General features: G+C 64.3%; 17 protein-coding genes. 5 read left to right on the top strand and 12 right to left on the bottom strand.

What is annotated here, in order from left to right; translation table 11 throughout:
* Nucleotides 1–36: 36 nt before the first annotated feature.
* The 4 genes from ACSFC7_RS01675 to ACSFC7_RS01660 all read right to left on the bottom strand — a co-directional run bounded on the left by ACSFC7_RS01675 (nucleotide 37) and on the right by ACSFC7_RS01660 (nucleotide 3847).
* Nucleotides 37–702: a hypothetical protein gene (locus ACSFC7_RS01675; RefSeq protein ID WP_436346036.1), complete on the bottom strand. Its 666-nt coding sequence runs from the start codon at nucleotides 700–702 to the stop codon at nucleotides 37–39.
* A gap of 92 nt (nucleotides 703–794) precedes the next feature.
* Entirely contained in the window at nucleotides 795–1538 is a 744-nt protein-coding gene (locus tag ACSFC7_RS01670) for an SDR family oxidoreductase (protein ID WP_436346035.1), read from the bottom strand.
* 145 nt (nucleotides 1539–1683) lie between these two features.
* Nucleotides 1684–2031 carry a hypothetical protein gene (locus ACSFC7_RS01665; RefSeq protein WP_436346034.1) on the bottom strand — a complete coding sequence of 116 codons (348 nt, stop codon included), beginning with the start codon at nucleotides 2029–2031 and terminating at the stop codon, nucleotides 1684–1686.
* Between the two features lie 283 nt (nucleotides 2032–2314).
* A complete protein-coding gene (locus ACSFC7_RS01660) occupies nucleotides 2315–3847 on the bottom strand; it encodes a carboxypeptidase M32 (protein ID WP_436346033.1) in 1533 nt (510 codons plus the stop codon).
* Between the two features lie 239 nt (nucleotides 3848–4086).
* On the opposite strand from ACSFC7_RS01660, the gene ACSFC7_RS01655 reads away from it, so the two are divergent.
* Together ACSFC7_RS01655 and ACSFC7_RS01650 are read left to right on the top strand one after the other, a co-directional pair.
* A complete protein-coding gene (locus ACSFC7_RS01655) occupies nucleotides 4087–4455 on the top strand; it encodes a hypothetical protein (RefSeq protein WP_436346032.1) in 369 nt (122 codons plus the stop codon).
* 133 nt (nucleotides 4456–4588) lie between these two features.
* Nucleotides 4589–5518: a universal stress protein gene (locus tag ACSFC7_RS01650; protein ID WP_436346031.1), complete on the top strand. Its 930-nt coding sequence runs from the start codon at nucleotides 4589–4591 to the stop codon at nucleotides 5516–5518.
* 3 nt (nucleotides 5519–5521) lie between these two features.
* Here ACSFC7_RS01650 and ACSFC7_RS01645 read toward each other — a convergent pair whose 3' ends face one another.
* Nucleotides 5522–6646, bottom strand: coding sequence for a M20 family metallopeptidase (locus ACSFC7_RS01645; RefSeq protein ID WP_436346030.1), 1125 nt, complete (start codon nucleotides 6644–6646; stop codon nucleotides 5522–5524).
* Between the two features lie 124 nt (nucleotides 6647–6770).
* Between ACSFC7_RS01645 and ACSFC7_RS01640 the strand changes: the two genes are divergently transcribed.
* From ACSFC7_RS01640 to ACSFC7_RS01630, 3 genes are all read left to right on the top strand, one after another.
* Complete coding sequence (locus ACSFC7_RS01640) at nucleotides 6771–7376, top strand: hypothetical protein (RefSeq protein ID WP_436346029.1); 606 nt, start codon at nucleotides 6771–6773, stop codon at nucleotides 7374–7376.
* Nucleotides 7377–7491: 115 nt separating this feature from the next.
* A complete protein-coding gene (locus ACSFC7_RS01635; protein ID WP_436346028.1) occupies nucleotides 7492–9372 on the top strand; it encodes a PINc/VapC family ATPase in 1881 nt (626 codons plus the stop codon).
* Between the two features lie 338 nt (nucleotides 9373–9710).
* Nucleotides 9711–10598, top strand: a complete 888-nt coding sequence (locus tag ACSFC7_RS01630) for an NAD+ synthase (RefSeq protein WP_436346027.1) — start codon at nucleotides 9711–9713, stop codon at nucleotides 10596–10598.
* Between the two features lie 185 nt (nucleotides 10599–10783).
* Here ACSFC7_RS01630 and ACSFC7_RS01625 read toward each other — a convergent pair whose 3' ends face one another.
* From ACSFC7_RS01625 to ACSFC7_RS01595, 7 genes are all read right to left on the bottom strand, one after another.
* Nucleotides 10784–11188 carry a hypothetical protein gene (locus tag ACSFC7_RS01625; protein WP_436346026.1) on the bottom strand — a complete coding sequence of 135 codons (405 nt, stop codon included), beginning with the start codon at nucleotides 11186–11188 and terminating at the stop codon, nucleotides 10784–10786.
* A 47-nt stretch (nucleotides 11189–11235) separates the two neighbouring features.
* Nucleotides 11236–11529, bottom strand: a complete 294-nt coding sequence (locus ACSFC7_RS01620) for a winged helix-turn-helix transcriptional regulator (RefSeq protein ID WP_436346025.1) — start codon at nucleotides 11527–11529, stop codon at nucleotides 11236–11238.
* Nucleotides 11530–11709: 180 nt separating this feature from the next.
* Nucleotides 11710–13320: a long-chain-fatty-acid--CoA ligase gene (locus ACSFC7_RS01615; RefSeq protein WP_436346024.1), complete on the bottom strand. Its 1611-nt coding sequence runs from the start codon at nucleotides 13318–13320 to the stop codon at nucleotides 11710–11712.
* A gap of 162 nt (nucleotides 13321–13482) precedes the next feature.
* Nucleotides 13483–14658: a DUF5305 domain-containing protein gene (locus ACSFC7_RS01610; protein ID WP_436346023.1), complete on the bottom strand. Its 1176-nt coding sequence runs from the start codon at nucleotides 14656–14658 to the stop codon at nucleotides 13483–13485.
* Between the two features lie 185 nt (nucleotides 14659–14843).
* Nucleotides 14844–16013, bottom strand: a complete 1170-nt coding sequence (locus ACSFC7_RS01605; protein ID WP_436346022.1) for a signal peptidase I — start codon at nucleotides 16011–16013, stop codon at nucleotides 14844–14846.
* A 124-nt stretch (nucleotides 16014–16137) separates the two neighbouring features.
* Nucleotides 16138–17274: a CARDB domain-containing protein gene (locus tag ACSFC7_RS01600; protein WP_436346021.1), complete on the bottom strand. Its 1137-nt coding sequence runs from the start codon at nucleotides 17272–17274 to the stop codon at nucleotides 16138–16140.
* 38 nt (nucleotides 17275–17312) lie between these two features.
* Nucleotides 17313–17849 carry a hypothetical protein gene (locus ACSFC7_RS01595; protein WP_436346020.1) on the bottom strand — a complete coding sequence of 179 codons (537 nt, stop codon included), beginning with the start codon at nucleotides 17847–17849 and terminating at the stop codon, nucleotides 17313–17315.
* Between the last annotated feature and the right edge of the window lie 234 nt (nucleotides 17850–18083).

Below are 18083 nucleotides of genomic sequence, written 5' to 3'. Positions count from 1 at the left end.
CCATCTCCCCGAGACGGAATCGCTAGCTGTCGGTGGTCACGGCTCGTCCGGATCGATGTCGTCGGTGTCGGAGCCGTCGGTATCGACGTCGCTGGTCGAGTGATCGAGGCCGAACGACTCGGAGTCGGGGTCGGTTTCCGTCTCACCCGCCGCGCTCCCCTCGCCGTCGACGTCCCTCTTGCGGACCGATCCTTCCTCGATGTCGATGTTCGTCTCGCCCGTCGAGCCCTCCTCGATGTCGATGTTCGTCTCGCCCATCGAGCCCTCCTCGATGTCGAACTCGTCCGTCCGGAGTTCCTCGCCGTCGACGCCGACGCTGCCGTCCTCGATCTCGATGACGACGCCCTCGTGCTCTGCGCTGCGACCGATCAGCTGGTTGGTCGCCGACTCGAGTTCCTGATTGACCGACCAGACGAACCGGAGGACCGACTCGAGTTCGGTTCCCGCCTCTCGCACGCCGCGCTCGGGCGAGAGTTCGCCGAGGCTCTGGGCCCCCTCGGGGTGGAGATACTGGATCGGATGGTCGTTGGGAACCTCGTGGAGGTCGACGTCGAACGACCAGAGGTACGGCAGCAACTGGATGGCGTACCCCTTCGGTTTCGGAACCTTTCGGCCGGCGGCCGTCATGGCCACGCCGATCGCCGACGAGCCGGAATCGGTGTCGTAGTAGACGCCGGGAACGCCCGGGATGGAAACGCGCATACGCCAGCTATGGCGTCGGCTACGGGTGAGTCTGCACCCGGCACCTGCCACCCGCGTTTTAAGCGCTCTCGCCGGTCTGGAACGCGGCCAGTTCAGAAGCCGTCGGCGAACTTATCGCGGCGGTTGACGTCGATCTCGCTGATACTCGAGCCCTCGCGGCTGGCAGCGAATAGGATCGCGTCGGCGATCTCCTCGGGTTCGCTGGCCTCGCCCTCGTCGAAGTGCTCTTCGAACGTCGTCCCGTCGGCCGCCTCGAACTCCGAGCGGACCTCCGCGGGGTTGACGATCGTGACGCCGACGTCGTCGTCGCCGACCTGCGCCGCGACGCTCTTGGCGAAGCCGCCGGTCCACCACTTCGTGGCCGCGTAGACGGGGTTGAACGAGCGGGGGTACTGTCCGGCGAAACTCCCGACGAAGACGAGGTGGCCGTCGCGCTCGCGAACGTGCGGAATTGCGGCCCGCGTCGCGTAGAAGAGGCCGTCGACGTTGGTCTCCTGCATCGTCTCGTAGTCGTCGGTCGACATCTCCGCGACGTCGCCGCCTCGAGAGAGGCCGGCGTTGTTCACCAGCACGTCGATCCCGCCGAACGCGTCGACGGTCTCGTCGATCAGCGCGTCGACCGCGTCCTCGTCGCGGACGTTCGTCGGGACGACCAGCGTCTCGACGTCGTGTTCGGTCTCGAGGTCGTCGGCGAGAGCGCGTAGTTCGTCCTCGCTGCGGGCCGCGAGGACCACGTTCGCGCCGTCGGCCGCGAACGCGCGGCAGGTCGCCGCCCCGATGCCCGCGCTCGCGCCGGTGACGATGGCGGTTTTGCTCTCGAGTGACGTGTCGATCATACGCCGAGAAAACGGCCACCGGTTCCTAAAAAACGCGGGTTGCAGAACTCACAGCCCGCTCGTCCTCGAGGACTGCACCACTATCCGGTGGTACCTCGTCCGCCGGATCGCGCGTCGGTCGACTGCCTTTTTACACGGCAGTCTGCTACCGGTCGACCTCTTCGTGAACCGACTCGCCGCTGCCGGCCTTCGACTCCCACTCCCACTCGTCTTCGACTCTGAGACGTCCGTCCTCGAGCAACTCCACGTCTCCGACGGAGTGGCCGGTGGCCGTCTCGTTGTCCTCGGTCAACTGCACGTACCGAATGTCCCACTGTTCTCCGTCGAACGTCCCGACCAGGTGGCCGTCGACGATCTCGCCGCCGGCGTAGCTCGCGTATATCCGGTCCCCGTTCTGTTCGAAGTGAAAGATCGTTTCCGCACTCACGTCTCCGTCTTCGTCGTTCGCGACGCCGGCGAGCGTCCGTCCGTCGAGCGAGATTTCGGCTGTCATACGGTAGCCGTTTCGTCTACTCGACTAATATAGTAGCCATTGAAAGTCAATGCACACCTGATCGCACAACGGCTGTGCGATCAGTGTGTAAATCGTTTCAGTTGTTACTATCGTTTCGGTGTGCCGTTCGGCGGGCGTCGCGCCGCCCACGAGTCACGGTCGGGCGCTCGGCCACGAGACGAGGGTGGACCGGCGACTGCGCTCGAACTGACCGACCGTCCGATCGAACCCGGCGAAACGAAATCGATCGCGCTACTCGCTCGAGTCGCCCGCTCTCCGACCGTCAGTACTCCTCGAGGTCGTACAGTTCGCCGTACTTCGACGTCACGTACTCGAGGAAGTACTCGGCAGTGTACTCCTCGCCGGTCGCCCGCTCGATTAGTTCGGGCGTGGTGAACTGCTTGCCGTGCCGGTGGACGTTCTCGCGGAGCCAGCCGTTGAGTTCGTCGAAGTCGCCCTCCCGGATATCGTCGTCGAGGTCTCCCAATTCGTCCTCGGCGGCGGCGTAGAGTTGGGCCGCGAGCGCGGACCCGAGCGAGTACGTCGAGAAGTAGCCGAAGGAGCCGTGGGACCAGTGGATGTCCTGCAGACAGCCCTCCGCGTCGGTTTCGGGACGGACGCCGAGGTACTCCTCGTACTTGTCGTTCCAGACCTCCGGAACGTCCTCGACCGCGAGGTCGCCCGAGATCAGGTCGCGCTCGATCTCGAACCGGATCACGATGTGGAGGTGGTAGGTGAGTTCGTCCGCTTCGACCCGGATGAGGTTGTCGTCGTAGACCTGATTGGCGGCCTCGTAGGCCGCTTCGGGGGAGACGTCCTCGAGGCTCGGGAACCGCTCCCGGGCGATCGGGAGGAAGTGCTCCCAGAAGGGTCGGGAGCGGCCGACGTGGTTCTCCCAGAGTCGCGACTGGGACTCGTGGACCGAGAGGTCCCGCGCCTCGCCGAGCGGCGTGCCGTAGCCCTCGTCGGGCAGACCGAGGGTGTAGTTCGCGTGGCCGAACTCGTGGATCGTCGACGTGATGGAGCCGAGCAGGTCGTCCTCCTCGAATCGGGTCGTCACGCGGGCGTCGAACTGTGTGCCCGAGGAGAAGGGGTGCGGCGCGGTGTCCAGTCGGCCGCGGCCCCAGTCGTACCCCAGCGAGTCGAGGACGTCCCGCGCGAGGGCCTCCTGATCGTCGTCCTCGAACGTGCCCGCGAAGGCGTTCGTCTCGACGTCTGCGTCACTGTCGTCGATCGCGTCGATCAACGGCACCAGTTCGTCGCGCAGGCGCTCGAGGACCCGCTCTGCCGTCTCGAGGTCGAGATACGGCTCGTAGTCCGAGAAGAGCACCTCGTAGGGGTCGGCGTCGGGATCGATGTGCTCCGCGTACTCGCGCTTGAGTTCGACCAGTTTCTCGAGGGTGGGTGCGAACTGTTCGAAGTCGTCCTCCTCCTTGGCCTGCTTCCACTTCGGGTGAGCGTTGGCCGTCGTCTCCGAAATCTCCTCGACGAGTTCCTGCGGGACGCTGGTCTCGCGGTCGTAGCGCCGGCGGACCTCGCGGACGACGGCTTCCTGTTCGTCGGTTAGCTCTGCGGACTCGAGTTCCTCGAGCAACTCGCCGGTCTCGTCGGCCGTCAGGAGTTCGTGACCGATCGAGGAGAGCGCCGAGAGCTGCTGCGCTCGGGCGGGCGTCCCCGCCTCGGGCATCACGACCTCCTGATCCCACTGCAGGATGCCGGCCGCGTTCGATACGTTCGAAATTCGCCGCACGCGCTGTTCGAACTCCTCGTAGGTGCCGTTCGTAGCCGCCTCGCTCTGAGCCTGATCGGTCGCCATTGGGGCCTCGTATGCACGGGCGTAGTATCAACGTCGTGGTTCCGGTGGTCTCGTCGCCGTCGGGATCTGTCGGTGGCCTCGAGGCCGCACTCGAGGACCCCTCGAGTTCGATGACAGTTCGAAGCCCTGTAACGTGGCCCGTACAGGGGTTCTCCGGTCCGATATCCCGAACCCATGATAGCGGTGTGGAACTCGCAAGCAGTGTGCTATTCGGGCTATCTGACGTATGCGCTACTGTCATGGTCGTATCCGCTCCAATCGCGTCAGCCATCGTATTCGTCGCGAGCCTGTTGATCGGTGCACTGGGTATCTACGTCGGCGCTCGCGTCATCGTGGGCGCCGGCGACTACGATCACGCGATCGTCACCGCGTTGATCGGGGCGATCGTCTGGGCCGTCGTCGGCTTCGTCGTGGGGTGGATACCCCTGTTGGGGCCGCTCCTGGCCCTGATCGCGTACATCGCGGTGATCAACTTCCGGTACCCCGGCGACTGGACCGCCGCGGCGATGATCGGCCTGCTCGCCTGGGTGACCGTCCTGGCCGTGCTGTACGCGCTCGCGTTCCTCGGCGTCACCGGCTTCGAAGCGGTCGGCGTTCCGGGGGTCTGACCGACGTTCGGAGAGTCGGTTCGGTCGGTCGGACGGACTCCGCCGCTCCGATACGAAGATGACGTCCCCGCCGGCGCGAACCGGTGGGTAGTGGTCCCATAAACGTAAGCGGGTCCACCTCGAAACTCGTCGCATGTCCACTCGCATTCTCGTTCCGACCGACGGGAGCGACTCCGCGACGGCGGCCCTCGAACACGCGCTGGACGTCGCCGTCGATCGAGACGCAATCGTTCACGTACTCTTCGTCGCGGACACGTCGAAACCGAGTCTCACGCGACTCGGAACCGACGTCGTCGACACCCTCGAACAGGAAGGCGAGGGGATCGTCTCGGACGCAGCCGAACTGGCCGCGGACCGCGGCGCGTCCGTCACTACGCACGTCGTCCAGGGCAACCCGAAGGAGGTGGTCGTCGACTTTATCACCGGCAACGTCTCCGACCAGCGGTCGAACGGTTCGGAAGACGCAGCCGCTTCTTCCGTCGAGTTCGATCTCGTCGTGATGGGTGTCCACGGTCGACGCGGGCTGGGAGAGTACATCCTCGGTAGCGTCACGGACCACGTCGTCAACAGGAGTCCGGTACCGGTGCTGACGGTTCGAGCGGCCGACGACGCGTCGCAGACGTACCCGTACGCGAACGTCCTCATCCCGACGGACGGGAGCGTTCACGCGAAGGCGGCGGTGGAACTGGGCGCGTCGGTCGCCGGTCGACACGGCGCGACGGTACACCTGCTGTCTGTCATGGACGAACTCCCCGAAATCCCCGACGCGGAGTCGGCGGGACTTCCCGCGCAACTCGAGGAGAACCTGCAGACGGTTCTCGACGAGGAGGCGGCGCGCGCCGAGCGAGCGGGGGCCGACGACGTCACGACCGCCATCGAGATCGGATCGGTGCCGCGAGAGGTCGTCGCCTACGCCGAGGCGGAGGGGATCGATCTCGTCGTCATGGGAACGCACGGACGGACGGGAATCGACCGTCACTTGCTCGGGAGCTTCACGGAGCGAGTGATCCGTACGTCGCCGGTCCCCGTCCTCACGACGTGTCGGACCGACGAGGCGGACTGAGCGTTACCCGAGCCACGAGTCCGCTACCTGTCGGTAGGTCTCCCGACACCGCGCTAAGACCTCGAGCGAGACGCTCTCGTCTTTCGTGTGGGCCTCGCCCGGCTCCGACGCGCCGTAGATCACGCACTGCGTGCCGGCCTCGGCGAGCCACCCCGCGTCGGTCGCGTGCGGTTTCGTCACCAGTTCCGGCGACCCCGCTTGCGCGGCGTCGGCCGCCTCGAGCACTCGCTCCGCGAACTCCACGTCGCCACACCGCATCGGCGGCAGGTCCTGATCGACGGTCCACTCCACGCCCTCACGATCCCCGACGCGCTCGAGAGCGGCCCGTTCGCCCGGCACCGTCCGCTCGTCGATCGTCAGGGCGCAGCGCTCGGGGATCACGTTCATCGCCGTCCCGCCGTCGATTTCGGTGACGACGAGGCTCCCCTCGAGTGTCTCGCCCGCTACGTCGACGGACGGGACCTCGAGGCCCCGAACGACGTCCACGGCGTCGGTCGCGCGGTAGATGGCGTTCTCGCCGGCGTCGACCTCGCTGGCGTGGGCGGCCGTTCCGCGAGCGGTGATCGTACTTCCACGGCGGCCCTTGTGGGCGACGACGACGTCGGTAACGCCCGGCTTGGAGTAGTTGGTCGATCCCTCCCCGACGATCGCATACTCGGGTGCGAAGCCCCGGTCGATGGCGTGGCGCGCGCCGACGCCGCCGACCTCCTCGCCGACGAAACTCGCGAAGACGAGTTCGTTCGCCGACGCGGAACCGTTTGACTCGCTACTCGCCGCGTCGCGAAACGCGAGCATCGACGCCGCGACGGCGCCTTTCATATCCGCCGCGCCGCGACCGTACAGTCGTCCGTCTCGCTGCTCGACGACGTACGCGCCGTCCGCGTCCGCTTGGGACGCCGCCGGCGCGACGACGTCGTGGTGGCCGACGAGTGCGAGCGTCTCCGAATCCGTCTCCCCTCCACCGCTCGTCTCCACCCCTGTCCGGGCGATCACGTTGCCCACGTCGTCCCGCGTCACGTCGGCGTCGGTTTCGTCTCGAAGCCACTCTTCGATGTAGTCGCCCGCGGCCGTCTCGTCCTCGTGACTGGGGAGCGAGACGAGGTCGCGGGTCAGATCGACGACGTCCATACCACCTCCCTCGAGGCTCTGCAAGTTGATTGCACCGGTCGAATCGCCGTCACCTTCGGATAGTAACACGTATGGACGGATTGTCCCTAGGGGTCAGCCATGAACGCACTCGAGACGAGCCGAGGTGCCGTCTGACGTGTCGGTCACCGATCGGTTCGTCCGAGCAGTTACCCGGCAGGGACGGCTCGTCATCGCCGTCGCGCTGGTGTTTACGCTGGTGATGGGGACGGGAATCGCGTCGCTCGAGCAGACCTCCTCGCTCGATCAGTTCGAGACCGACAGCGAAGCCGCCGAGAAACTCGAGTACGTCCAGGCCAACTACGGCGAGGACGACGATACGACGACCGTCCAGGTCGTCGTCCGCGGGGAGAACGTCCTCGACCGGGAGTCGCTGCTCGCGACGCTCGAGTTACAACGGGAGTTCCGGGAGGACGACCGGATCGAGCCGACGCTGACGGACGAGCCGTTCGCCGACGTCGCCTCCATCGTCGCGACGACCGCGATGCAACGGGAGGGGGCGGAGGCCGGACGGCAAGATATCGACGCAGAGGCGGGTGACGACGCCGACGAAGCCGACGGCGCCGAAGACGGCGGAACCGACGAGGGCGACGATACTGGGGGTGGTGACGCCGAGAATGGTACCGACGCCGAGGACGGCGACGAACCCGATACCGCCGCGGCCCAGATGGAGGGCGCCAATCGAGGTCCCATTAGTTACCTATCGTGGTAGTTTCGACCGTCGACGGTGGCCGCGGCGCAGCTCGGAATCGATACGGCCGACTCGAGCGCCGACGCCGGTTCCGGCGGTGGAACACGCTTATACGTGTCCGTCGACCAGTTATCGTATGCACGTCGTGCCGGATACGAGCGTGGTCATCGACGGCCGCGTCTCGGCGACGATCGAAGACGGGCAGTTCGAGGGAGCGACGATTTCGGTGCCGGAAGCCGTCGTCGCGGAACTCGAGGCGCAGGCAAACGACGGGATCGACAGCGGCTGGGACGGCCTGGAGGAACTCCAGCGCCTCGCCGATCTCGCCGACGAGGGCGTCATCGATCTCGAGTACGTCGGGGAGCGCCCCAACGCCATCGAGCGCGGTCACGCCTCCGAGGGCGAGATCGACGCCCTGATCCGCGATCTGGCCGAGGATCTCGACGCGACCTTCCTCACCAGCGACATCGTTCAGGCCGAAGTCGCCGAGGCCAAGGGGCTCGCGGTCGAGCACGTCTCTCCCGAGGTCCGCGAGGTCGGCAAGCTCACCGTCGAGAACTACTTCGACGACCAGACGATGAGCGTCCACCTCAGGACGGGTGCCGTGCCGAAGGCCAAACGGGGCACGCTCGGCGAGATGCGCTACGAGCCGATCGCCGACGAACCCCTCGACGAGGCGACGATAGACGAGTACGCCCGCGAAGTCGTGGACGGCGCCAAGGAGGCGCCCGAGGGCTTCATCGAACTCTCGGAACCGGGCATGAAGATCGTCCAGTTCCGGGATTACCGGATCGCCATCGGTCGACCGCCGTTCTCGGACGGTATCGAGATCACGGCCGTCCGCCCGATCGCCCAGACGGACATCGAGGACTACGAGCACGCTGACGAGTTGAAAGAGCGGCTGCTCGAGCACCAGCGCGGCGTCCTGATTTCGGGCGCCCCGGGTGCCGGGAAGTCGACGTTCGCGCAGGCGGTCGCGCGCTACATCTCGGATCACGACTACTCGGTCAAGACGATGGAGAAGCCGCGGGACCTGCAGGTCGGCCCCGAGATCACCCAGTACACCGAACTGGCGGGCGACATGGCCAACACGGCCGACGCCCTCCTGATGGTTCGGCCCGACTACACCATCTACGACGAGGTCCGCAAGACCAACGACTTCGAGGTCTTCGCGGACATGCGACTGGCCGGCGTCGGGATGATCGGCGTCGTCCACGCGACGCGAGCGATCGACGCGCTCCAGCGACTCGTCGGCCGGGTCGAACTCGGGATGATTCCGCAGGTCGTCGACACCGTCGTCTACATCGAAGCCGGTGAGGTCCACACCGTCTACGACGTGCGAACGGAGGTCAAGGTGCCCGCCGGACTCACGGAGGAGGACCTCGCTCGGCCGGTCATCCAGATCACGAACTTCCAGACCGGCGAGCCCGAGTACGAGATTTACACCTTCAACCGCCAGGTCGTCACCGTCCCGCTCAAAGACGAGGACGGCGGCCCCGCGAACGAGTCCGGCGTCGATCGGATCGCCAAGCAGGAGATCGAACGAGAGATCCGCTCGATCGCCCGCGGCTACGTCGACGTCGAACTCAAGAGTCAGGACAAGGCCGTCGTCTACGTCGAAGACGACGACATCTCGACGGTCATCGGCAAGGGCGGCGGTCGAATTACCGACGTCGAGAACCGTCTCGGGATCGATATCGACGTCCGCACGCACGACGAGAACCCCAACTACGGCGCCGGCGGCGGTGGCGGCAGCGCCAGCGCTGACGGCGGGAGTGGCGGCGGCGGACAGGCCGCCGGCCAGATGGTCACGCCCGAGATCACGTCCCGACACATCGTCATCCCGGTCGACGGCAACCACGGCGAGACCGTCGAGGTACAGGCCGGCGGCGACTACCTGTTCACCGCGACGGTCAGTCGTGGCGGGGAGATTCAGGTGTCTCGAGGGAGCGCGATCGCCGACGAGTTGGAGCAGGCGGTCGACCGGAAGGACCCGGTGACGGTCGTGCCGTCGTAAGGGGTGAGCCGTGAACGAACAAAGTGAGTGAACGGTTTTTTTGGCGTCTTTGTGAACGACGTGAGCAAAGGATCAGCGAGAGCACCGCTCTCGCCGAGGAGATTTCTGCGCGGGGGTAACGAACGACGGTCGTAGCGGCCGCGAGAAGCGCAGATCCCGACGGCGCGTGTACTGTGGTACTATCTCCCACGGTAGAATGGCGGGTACTAGCACGAAACACGTACGAAGGTGGTCGACCGTCAGCCGATATGAGATACAACTACTAGCTGTTTAAGGATTAAGCATTTATACGAGACAAATGTCGAACTGAGTGTAATACAACATGGTGTTTGACCTCTATGGGAGCAGATAGGAAGACGGTCGCGTATTCGGGCGTCGGACAGTCGGACAGGTCGTTCATCACGGACCGGCCGGGACTCGAGGCCGTGCGCTCGCGGATCGTGAGCGACATTCGATCGACCGTCGAGGACGCGAGCGCCGAGGGCGTCGTCGTCGCGATGAGCGGCGGGATCGACTCGACCGTGACGGCGGCGCTGGCCGTCGAAGCGCTGGGTAGCGATCGAGTCCTCGGACTCGGGCTCCCCTGTCACAAGACCGAACAGACCGGCGTCAGCGAGGCCCGGACCATCGCGGAGGGGCTGGGAATCGAATTCGAGGCGATTCAGTTGCGACCGATCCTCGAGGCGTTCGAGGACACGGTCGTGGATTCGCTCGAGTCCCACGAGGCGGACGACCGGCCCTACGAGCGAAACCACGCGACCGGCAACGTCGTCGCGCGCCTGCGGATGATCTGTGTGTACTACGCGGCGAACCGCCAGTGCCGACTCGTCCTAGGGACCGCGAACCGTTCCGAGTGGTTGCTCGGCTACTTCACCAAGTACGGCGACGGTGCGGCCGATACGTATCCGATCGGCGACCTCTACAAGACGGAAGTGCGCGCGCTCGCGAAGCGCATCGGCATTCCGAAACGCATCGTCAGCAAGGAGCCGACGGCCGGGTTCTGGGCGGACCAGACCGACGCCGACGAACTCGGCGCGTCGTACGACGTTATCGACCCGCTCTTACAGCGCCTCGTCGATATGGACGAACCGATCGGCGACGCGGCGGACGTGCTCGGAATCGATCGCGAGACGGCCCGCTCGATCGCGTGGCTGTGTGCCGAAACGCAGCACAAACGGGCCACGCCACCGACGCCGGGAATCGGCGGCCGAACCGCTGGTCCCTGACTGATAGCCAGTTCCGTTTCGGAGTACCGCCCTCCAAGCGACTGCCGTCCCACTCGCCCGTATCGAGCGTGTGACGCGACGAGAGGACGTCCTAGTACCGACGTGAGGTGTGTCGAAACATGCCCTCTCGGTGATCGAGACGCAAACGGCGGCGAATCCGCCGGTCGATCGAGTTTTCGGTCGCGTCAGACGCTCCTGTACAACTCCGTGTTGCGCCACCAGAACAGCCCCCACGAGAGCATGAACCCGGCCGCCATCGCGACGACATCCTGCACGATACGCGGGAGTCCAAGATCGACGATCGGGACGAGGACGATCGCCGACCCGATCGCGGCGCCCGTCACGACGAACACCAGATCGCCCGCGATGTGCTCCCGTGAGCGATCCCAGTACTGTTGGCGCTCTTCGTCGTACCAGATACCGATGTAGATCAACACCGGCGCCATCGAGGTGATCACCGTGATCACCTGATACTCGTCGGGTAGTCCAGCCGGCCTGAGCACGACGATGTTGAGCGTGTTCGCGACGATCGCCATCGCGAACAGGCCGAGCAGCAGCCAGCCCCATCGTGGGAGCGTCTCCTTGTCCATGCAGGGGACGGTTACGCCGTCAAAATAATCCTACCGTTTGTGCGCCGTCATTCGGCACAGCAGGCGTCTTTCTTCGGTGACTCCTCGACACCGTTGCCGTCGGCCGCGACCGGCTCCTCGATTCGATAGAGACTCTGACGAGCGTCCGCAAAGTAGATATCCTCGTCGACGATCCCGATCTCCTCCAGGCGTTCGAGTGCGTATCGGACCGTCCGGGCCGACAGCATCGACTCCTCGACGATCTGTTTCTGGGTCAACGGCCCATCGTACTCGAGCACCTTGAAAACGAGTTTGGCACTCGGTGGCAAATCTTCGATGTCCTCCCCGTCGGTCTCTGCCATACTACGAATCGAAAGCTCCCAGCAGCATAAAAGTTGAGCCTTACGAGCCGTGGATATCATGAAAGATTACAACAAATTTTAGGAAGTAAAGTAACCAACGACGGCTTGTACGTCTCGAAATCGGTATTTGACTGGATAGTCAGGTTCTGGCGAAGATTGCTGGAGTCGCGACTGCCTGTGTCATCCCTCGCCGATCATTCGATCCTCGTCGTCCCACTCCTCCTGGCGCAGTTCGTACTTCTGGGTCTTGCCGGTCGCCGTTTTTGGCAGTTCATCGACGTACTCGATCCGGCGAACGACCTTGTACCCCGCGAGGCGGTCGCGGGTGAACGCCGTCAGTTCGTCGGCCGAAACCGGCGGGTCGTCCGGATCGCCGTTCGACGGCACGACGAACGCCTTCGGCGTCTCACCCCACTCCTCGCTGGGTGCCGGAATCACCGCCGCGTCAGCGACCGCGTCGTGGTCGAACAGCGTGTCCTCGAGTTCGATGCTCGAGATGTTCTCGCCGCCGGAGATGATGATGTCCTTCTTGCGGTCCCGGATGGCGATCATGCCGTTCTCGTCGACCGACGCGAGGTCACCGGTGTGGTAGTAGCCCTCGACGCGGTCGTTGAACGCCTCTTCGGTCTCTTCGGGCTTGTTCCAGTAGCGATCCATCACCTGGTTGCCCCTGACGACGATCTCGCCGAGCGTCGCGTCGTCTTGCGGAACGTCGTTCCCGTCCTCGTCGACGACCCGAACGTCGGTGCCGAGAATTCCCATCCCCTGGCGTTTCTTGAGTTCGTACCGGTTTTCGTCGGTCATGAGCCGTTTGGCGTCGGAGATGGTGATCAGCGGTCCGGTCTCGGTCGCGCCGTAGAGGTGTTTCAGGTACCAGCCGAACTCCTCCTCGACGGCGCGGATGGTCGCCTCCGGCGGCGCGCTGCCGGCTGTCGTCGCTCGAACCCTCTTCGCGCCCATCATCTCGGGTTCGCCCTCCGTCTCGTAGTAGTCGATCAACTGGTTGAGCACCGCCGGGGCAGCACAGAGGATCGAGACGTCTTCCTCGGTGATGGCCTCGACGACCTCGTCGGGGTTGACGCCGCGCGTACAGACGTGGGTCGCGCCCATCCCGGTCACCGCGTAGATGTGACCCCAGCCGTTGACGTGGAACATCGGCAGCGTCCAGAGATAGACGTCGTCGTCGGTGATCTCGTGGTAGACCGAGATCAGGTAGGCGTGGATGGTCTCGGTACGGTGAGTCCGGCAGACGCCCTTCGGATCGCCCGTCGTCCCCGAGGTGTAGTTGATCGTGATGACCTCGTCCTCGCTCATCTCGGGCGCGTCGAAGTCGGTGCCGGCGTCCTCGAGGAGGTCGTCGAACTCCTCCCACTGACCCTCCGCCGCGTCCGAATCGTTCGTCACGTACGTCTCCGTGGGTACCTCGTCGCGGATCGCGTCGATCTTCTCGGCGTGCTCGTAGTCCGCGTAGATCGCGTCGACGCCGGCGTCGGAGAGGATGTACGCGTAGTCGTCCGGCGCCAGCCGATAGTTCAACGGCGTGAAGATCGCACCGAGTTGCATCGCGCCGTAGGCCGCCTCGAGGTGATAGTGCGTGTTCGGGTCGAGCACCGCGACCCGGTCGCCCTTCTCGATCCCGCGCTCCTGCAGGGCGGCCGAAAACCGATCGACGCGGTCCCCGAACTCGGCGTACGTGAATCGGTCACCGTCCGCGCCGACGATGGCCTCCTCGTCCCCGTAGTAGGTCCGCGCCTGCTCGAGGAACCCGGTGACTGTGAGTGGCGTTTCCATACAGTACATTCTTTCATTACTGTTCACATACCCGTTTTGGTCACGCCAGCTAGCAGTCGGACGCCGTGGCGTGTAAAAATCAGTTCCGGGACCGCCTCGAGCGGTGTACGTTTATTCGCCGCGAGACGCACCGTCGTCGAACGCGGTTCGTCGCCGGCGTTCTCAGAGTTTCTGCCAGACGTCCTCGTCGTCGTCGAACCCGTCGTCGGGATCGGCGAACTCCTCGCTGCCCTCGAGTTCCAGATCGTCGGCCGAGACCGTCGGATCGCCGTCGACGACCGTCGGCTGCTCCTCCAGGTCCATCTCCGGCCAGGCCGTCTCTTCCCAGAGCCCGCGGTCGCTGTAGTAGTAGACGACGCCGTCGTTGACGACGGCGAACAGGCCGCGTTGCGTGTCGTGAACGACGCGCTCGTTCGTGTCGATCGCGACGTCGACGACGTCCTCTAAGGTGTCGAGCGAGACGTGATAGTCGCCGATCCACATCGGAATCGAGCCGCGCGAGATCCACTCGGCGTAGCGCCGTTCGTGGACCGCACGCCGGGCGGCCGCCTCGTCGACCGGCGAGCGGCGCGCGACGAAGGCGGCTCCGGCGAGCGAGAGCGTGCCGAGCAGCGAGAGCCCGGCGATCATCGCCGGGTTCCGTGACTCGGTCGTCTCTCTCGTCCCCGTCTGGTGGGTGTGCGTTTCGGACGCGGACACCGGTTCCTCGAGCCAGTAGGCGGTATCGGTCACGCGAACCGTCGTCGACTCCTGCTGGGTCCCCCGAGCGGCTCCGGTATCGTACTCGACGCGGAGGACGAACGCCATATCGACGTCGCCGACCCCGGTCAGTTCGCTCTCCAGTTCCTGCTGGCGGTCGCGGTAGGATTCGACGTCGATGGTCGTCTCTGACGTCGCGACGCCGTCTTCGATCGTCGGCGAAGCGTCGATTACGGTGTGACTCTCGTTCCAGAACGATTGGTCGTTCCGGGACGCCTCGTATCGCACCTCGAGTTCGTGGCTCACCGCAGCGTCGTCGATCGGCGTTCCGTCGCTCTCGTTTCGGAGGTCGGTCTCGGCCTCGAGCGTCAGCACGGGCGAGGCGTTCAACATGTAGACCTCGCTGTTCTCGAGTCGATCCCCTTCGTTCCAGAGCGGTCCGTCCTGGACGACGACGGCGCTCGTCTGGAGGTCGCTCGAGACGCGTTCGTCGGCGTACTGCGTCTCGGTTGCCGTCGACGGGTTCGCGACGGCCCATCCGGTCGCGACGAGGGCGAGCGCGCCGATCACGACCAGCCCGATCGCGATCGGGCGACCGTATTCGGCGAACAGCAGGTCGAGACGCGGATTGTCGATCACAGTTTGGATTCCCCCGGAGTCAGTTCAGCTGGTTCCCGTTCCCCGCAGTGCCCGTTTCGATCCGTCCACGGGATCCGTCTCAAGACACGTATGCGTACATTCATGCGAGGCAACCATTATAACGATACTGGCTGACCACGGAATTCATTATAACGGTACCGGCCGATTCCAGGTGCGAGTCCCTCTCACAACCACTTTCGAACGCTCCGTCTCAGTCGAGTCGACAGCGAGACGTGCGACCCCGCGGATCGAACGCGCAAGTCGTTGTACCCGAAGACCACGAGCACGATCGCGACGGTACCACCGACGATGACGCCGTTGACCGCGGCGATCGCCGCGAGCGGGTGCAGCCCGTGGAGCCAGACAATCACGGACGGCGGGAGCACGGCGAGGTACCGATACTCTCCGAGGTGTCGCGTGTACTCGCCGGTCTCCTCGGGTGCGGTAAGCGAGACCGTCGTCTCCCCGCTCGAGCGTATCCCGACCGTCTGCGAGCCGGGATCCGTGCCGATATTTCGACTCTCGGCCTCGTGGACGGCCACGATCGGGAGATAGCCCGCGTTGTCGACGGTCCGCGTGAGTTCCGCCGTCTCTCCGGGGGCGAGCACCTGCGGATCGTCGGTCGGCGAGTCCGTGCTCACGAGTTCGTACTCGGCGGTGCCGGCGGGAACGACCATCGCCGTGGTCGCGAACGTGACGAACACGAGCAAAATCAGCCCCAGCGCCGTCCAGAACGCGATGACGTTCTCGCGGGAGCGCGAGCGGTGCGTCTCGCGTCGCCCGGGTCCGAGTCGCTCGAGGAGCGTCCCGAAGCCGAGCAGGGCGACACCGAAGGCGACCAGCATCGCGCCGAGCCCCTCCGAGTCGGCCGTCGCCGTCAGCCCGAGAACCGACGCGACCGTTCCGTAGGCAGACTCCGCGACGCCCTGGACGCCCATGATCGCCGTGCCGAGATACGGTATCGTCACGGCCTCGCCGTTTACCTGCCAGGCTTTGGCGACGATCTGGCCGTCCATGACGTGTGGTTCGCCGCCGTCCTGATCGGTGAAGGGGTTGGCGTCCCCTCTGGTGACGTACCCCTCGTCGGTCTCGCCGACCACGCGGTGGGTCGTCAGCTCGCCGTCGTGTAACTCTCGGGCCTCGAAGACGACGATATCCCCTTCCTCGACGTCGCCAGTCGCGATGCTCGGGATCGCGACGAAGCCGTCGCCGGCGTCCATCGTCGGCTCCATGCTTCCGGTCGCGACGTAGCCGAGCAGGATCGGTTGTCCCAGCAGCTGTCCGACCAGCAGGAGGACGATGCAGACGGCGACGACCAATCCCAGTCCTCGTTTGAGGAGTGTGGCCGACGTCATCGTGCGGTTGCGGGGAACATCATGCTATGCTGACTATTCAACTACCGATTCACTTGGGAATCGAACACCTTAAACTCCCCGAGAGGCGGCTTCTGGACCCATTGGACCGCCGTCCGGCGGTTCGCTACCGCATCGGAACGAACGCCCACCGGCGGTTCGCGGCGATGCCCAGAAACAGGAACCCCATCGCCATCGGCGGCGCGAGGGCGGCCGTCGCCGCCGCCGACAGTTCGCGGTTCTGGATCGCGATCGACGTTCGCTCCGCGACGGTGATCGTCCCCGCCTCCACGCCGCTGACCGCGATATCGTACGTCCCCGCGTCGTCGAACTGGCGCTCGAACGCGATCGTCGTCTCTCCGTTCGGCGCGATCGGCACCGTCTTCGTATCGACGACGATGCCGTCGACCGCCAACTCGAGCGTGCGTTGGACTCGCTGGTCGGTCGGGTTCGACACCGTCGCCTCGATGGTCGCCCTGTCGCCGGCCGTGAGATCGGTGTCGGTGATCGAGGCCTCGAGCACGTTGATCGGCGGCCCCTCGACGGTAACCGACTCGCTCGCGACCCCGTCGACGCCGATCTTGTACGTGCCGGGCCACTGCATCCGGCGCTCGAAGACGACCGATTTCGTCTCGCCGGGTGGAATCTCGAGCGTTTGGGTATCGACGACGGTGCCGTTGACGGTGAGCCGCGCCGTCGTCTCTTTCGTCGTCCGGCCCACGTTCTCGTAGGTCGCGTTCGCCGTTACGTTCGTGCCGGTCTCGAGTGTGGTCGGGTCGACCTCGAGGGTGGTGAGTTCGATTCCCGTGGGATGGTCTTCGTCTTCGTCCTCGTACTGGACGTGGATCGTGAACGTTTCCGTCTCCTCGTAGCTCTCGGTCGTGTCGACCGAGACGCCGACGTTCGGCGTATCGCCGGCTGATGGCTCGAGCGGATTCGATTCGCTGATTTCGGCCGTTGGGTCAGTTCCATCGTAGAACTCGAGGCCAGCGATGTCGTTACTGATCCAGACCCGCTCAACGCTGTCGTCGTTGACCGTGATCGTGAAGATATCGTCAAAGGTCGTCATCGCTTGGTCGTTGAGCGCCTCGAGGTCGAGTTGAAGTTCGTCGTTCTCGTTAAGAGAGGCGTATTGGGACGTTGGCTCGAGGACGACGTCGTCGGCTGCGGTGTCTTCACCCACCGTGATCGCTACTGTTGGGACTGCAAGCGCGAGAATAAAGCAGGCAATTGCAGCGATGAGTAGCGTTTTGGAAGACCACATTTCCGAATTAAACTAAGCCAACGATGGTGCCGTCTCGATTAGGTAGGGGTAGGGGTAGCGGTGAATGTAACAGAAGTCTCCCCATCGCCGATTGATTCCCTTGTGTCGATTTCTATACCAACTATAAGATCACCTTCATCCACTATACTTTCACCATCTATATCACTGTCACTTTGGTCGTAAAACGTGATTGCAGATGTGCCCTCCACCTCATATCCAATTTCTATCTCTTCGCCGCTTTCATTACCGATTTCGAACAAGTCATCAAATGAGGTGACTGCTTCCTCATTAAGGCCTTCACCGTTGGTACCGCCACCTGCGCCATCAAAATCAAATCTAATAATACTATTTCCGTTCGTTCCACTTTCAGTGGTCACATATTCTTGATTCGCTAGTGTTCCTGAGGCAGTGTCTGCAGTGCGAAACTGAATATATGCACTACTATCATCTTCTACCTGAACACCAATAGTTCGATCTGCGTCCACACTACTGAACGCGCCCGTACCGAGCGCAGCTCCGCCACCTGCGACAATCGTACCCAGTCCGACTAACACGTTACGTCGATTCATTCTCATGGTTATGGTCTCCGTACAACCGCGCCGATATCCGCCGCCACGATGGGCGGATCCGGAACGCGGTCCTTACTCCACTCCAGACAGTCTACCCACTTTGTATTAGGTTGCCAGAACGACTGAAAGCCAAGCAATACACCGCTTCAAGACTGTCTTGAACGTCTGCTGACGGCGTCGAGATAGCTAAGATAGTTTCCTCGTCAACCTACAATTATGGCTCCTTGCCTAGTTTAACCG

The sequence above is a fragment of the Natronorubrum halobium genome (genome assembly GCF_051351675.1).
Classification (GTDB): domain Archaea; phylum Halobacteriota; class Halobacteria; order Halobacteriales; family Natrialbaceae; genus Natronorubrum.
The sequence above is the reverse complement of the archived record's forward strand: the minus strand, read 5'-3'. Positions and strand labels throughout refer to the sequence as shown.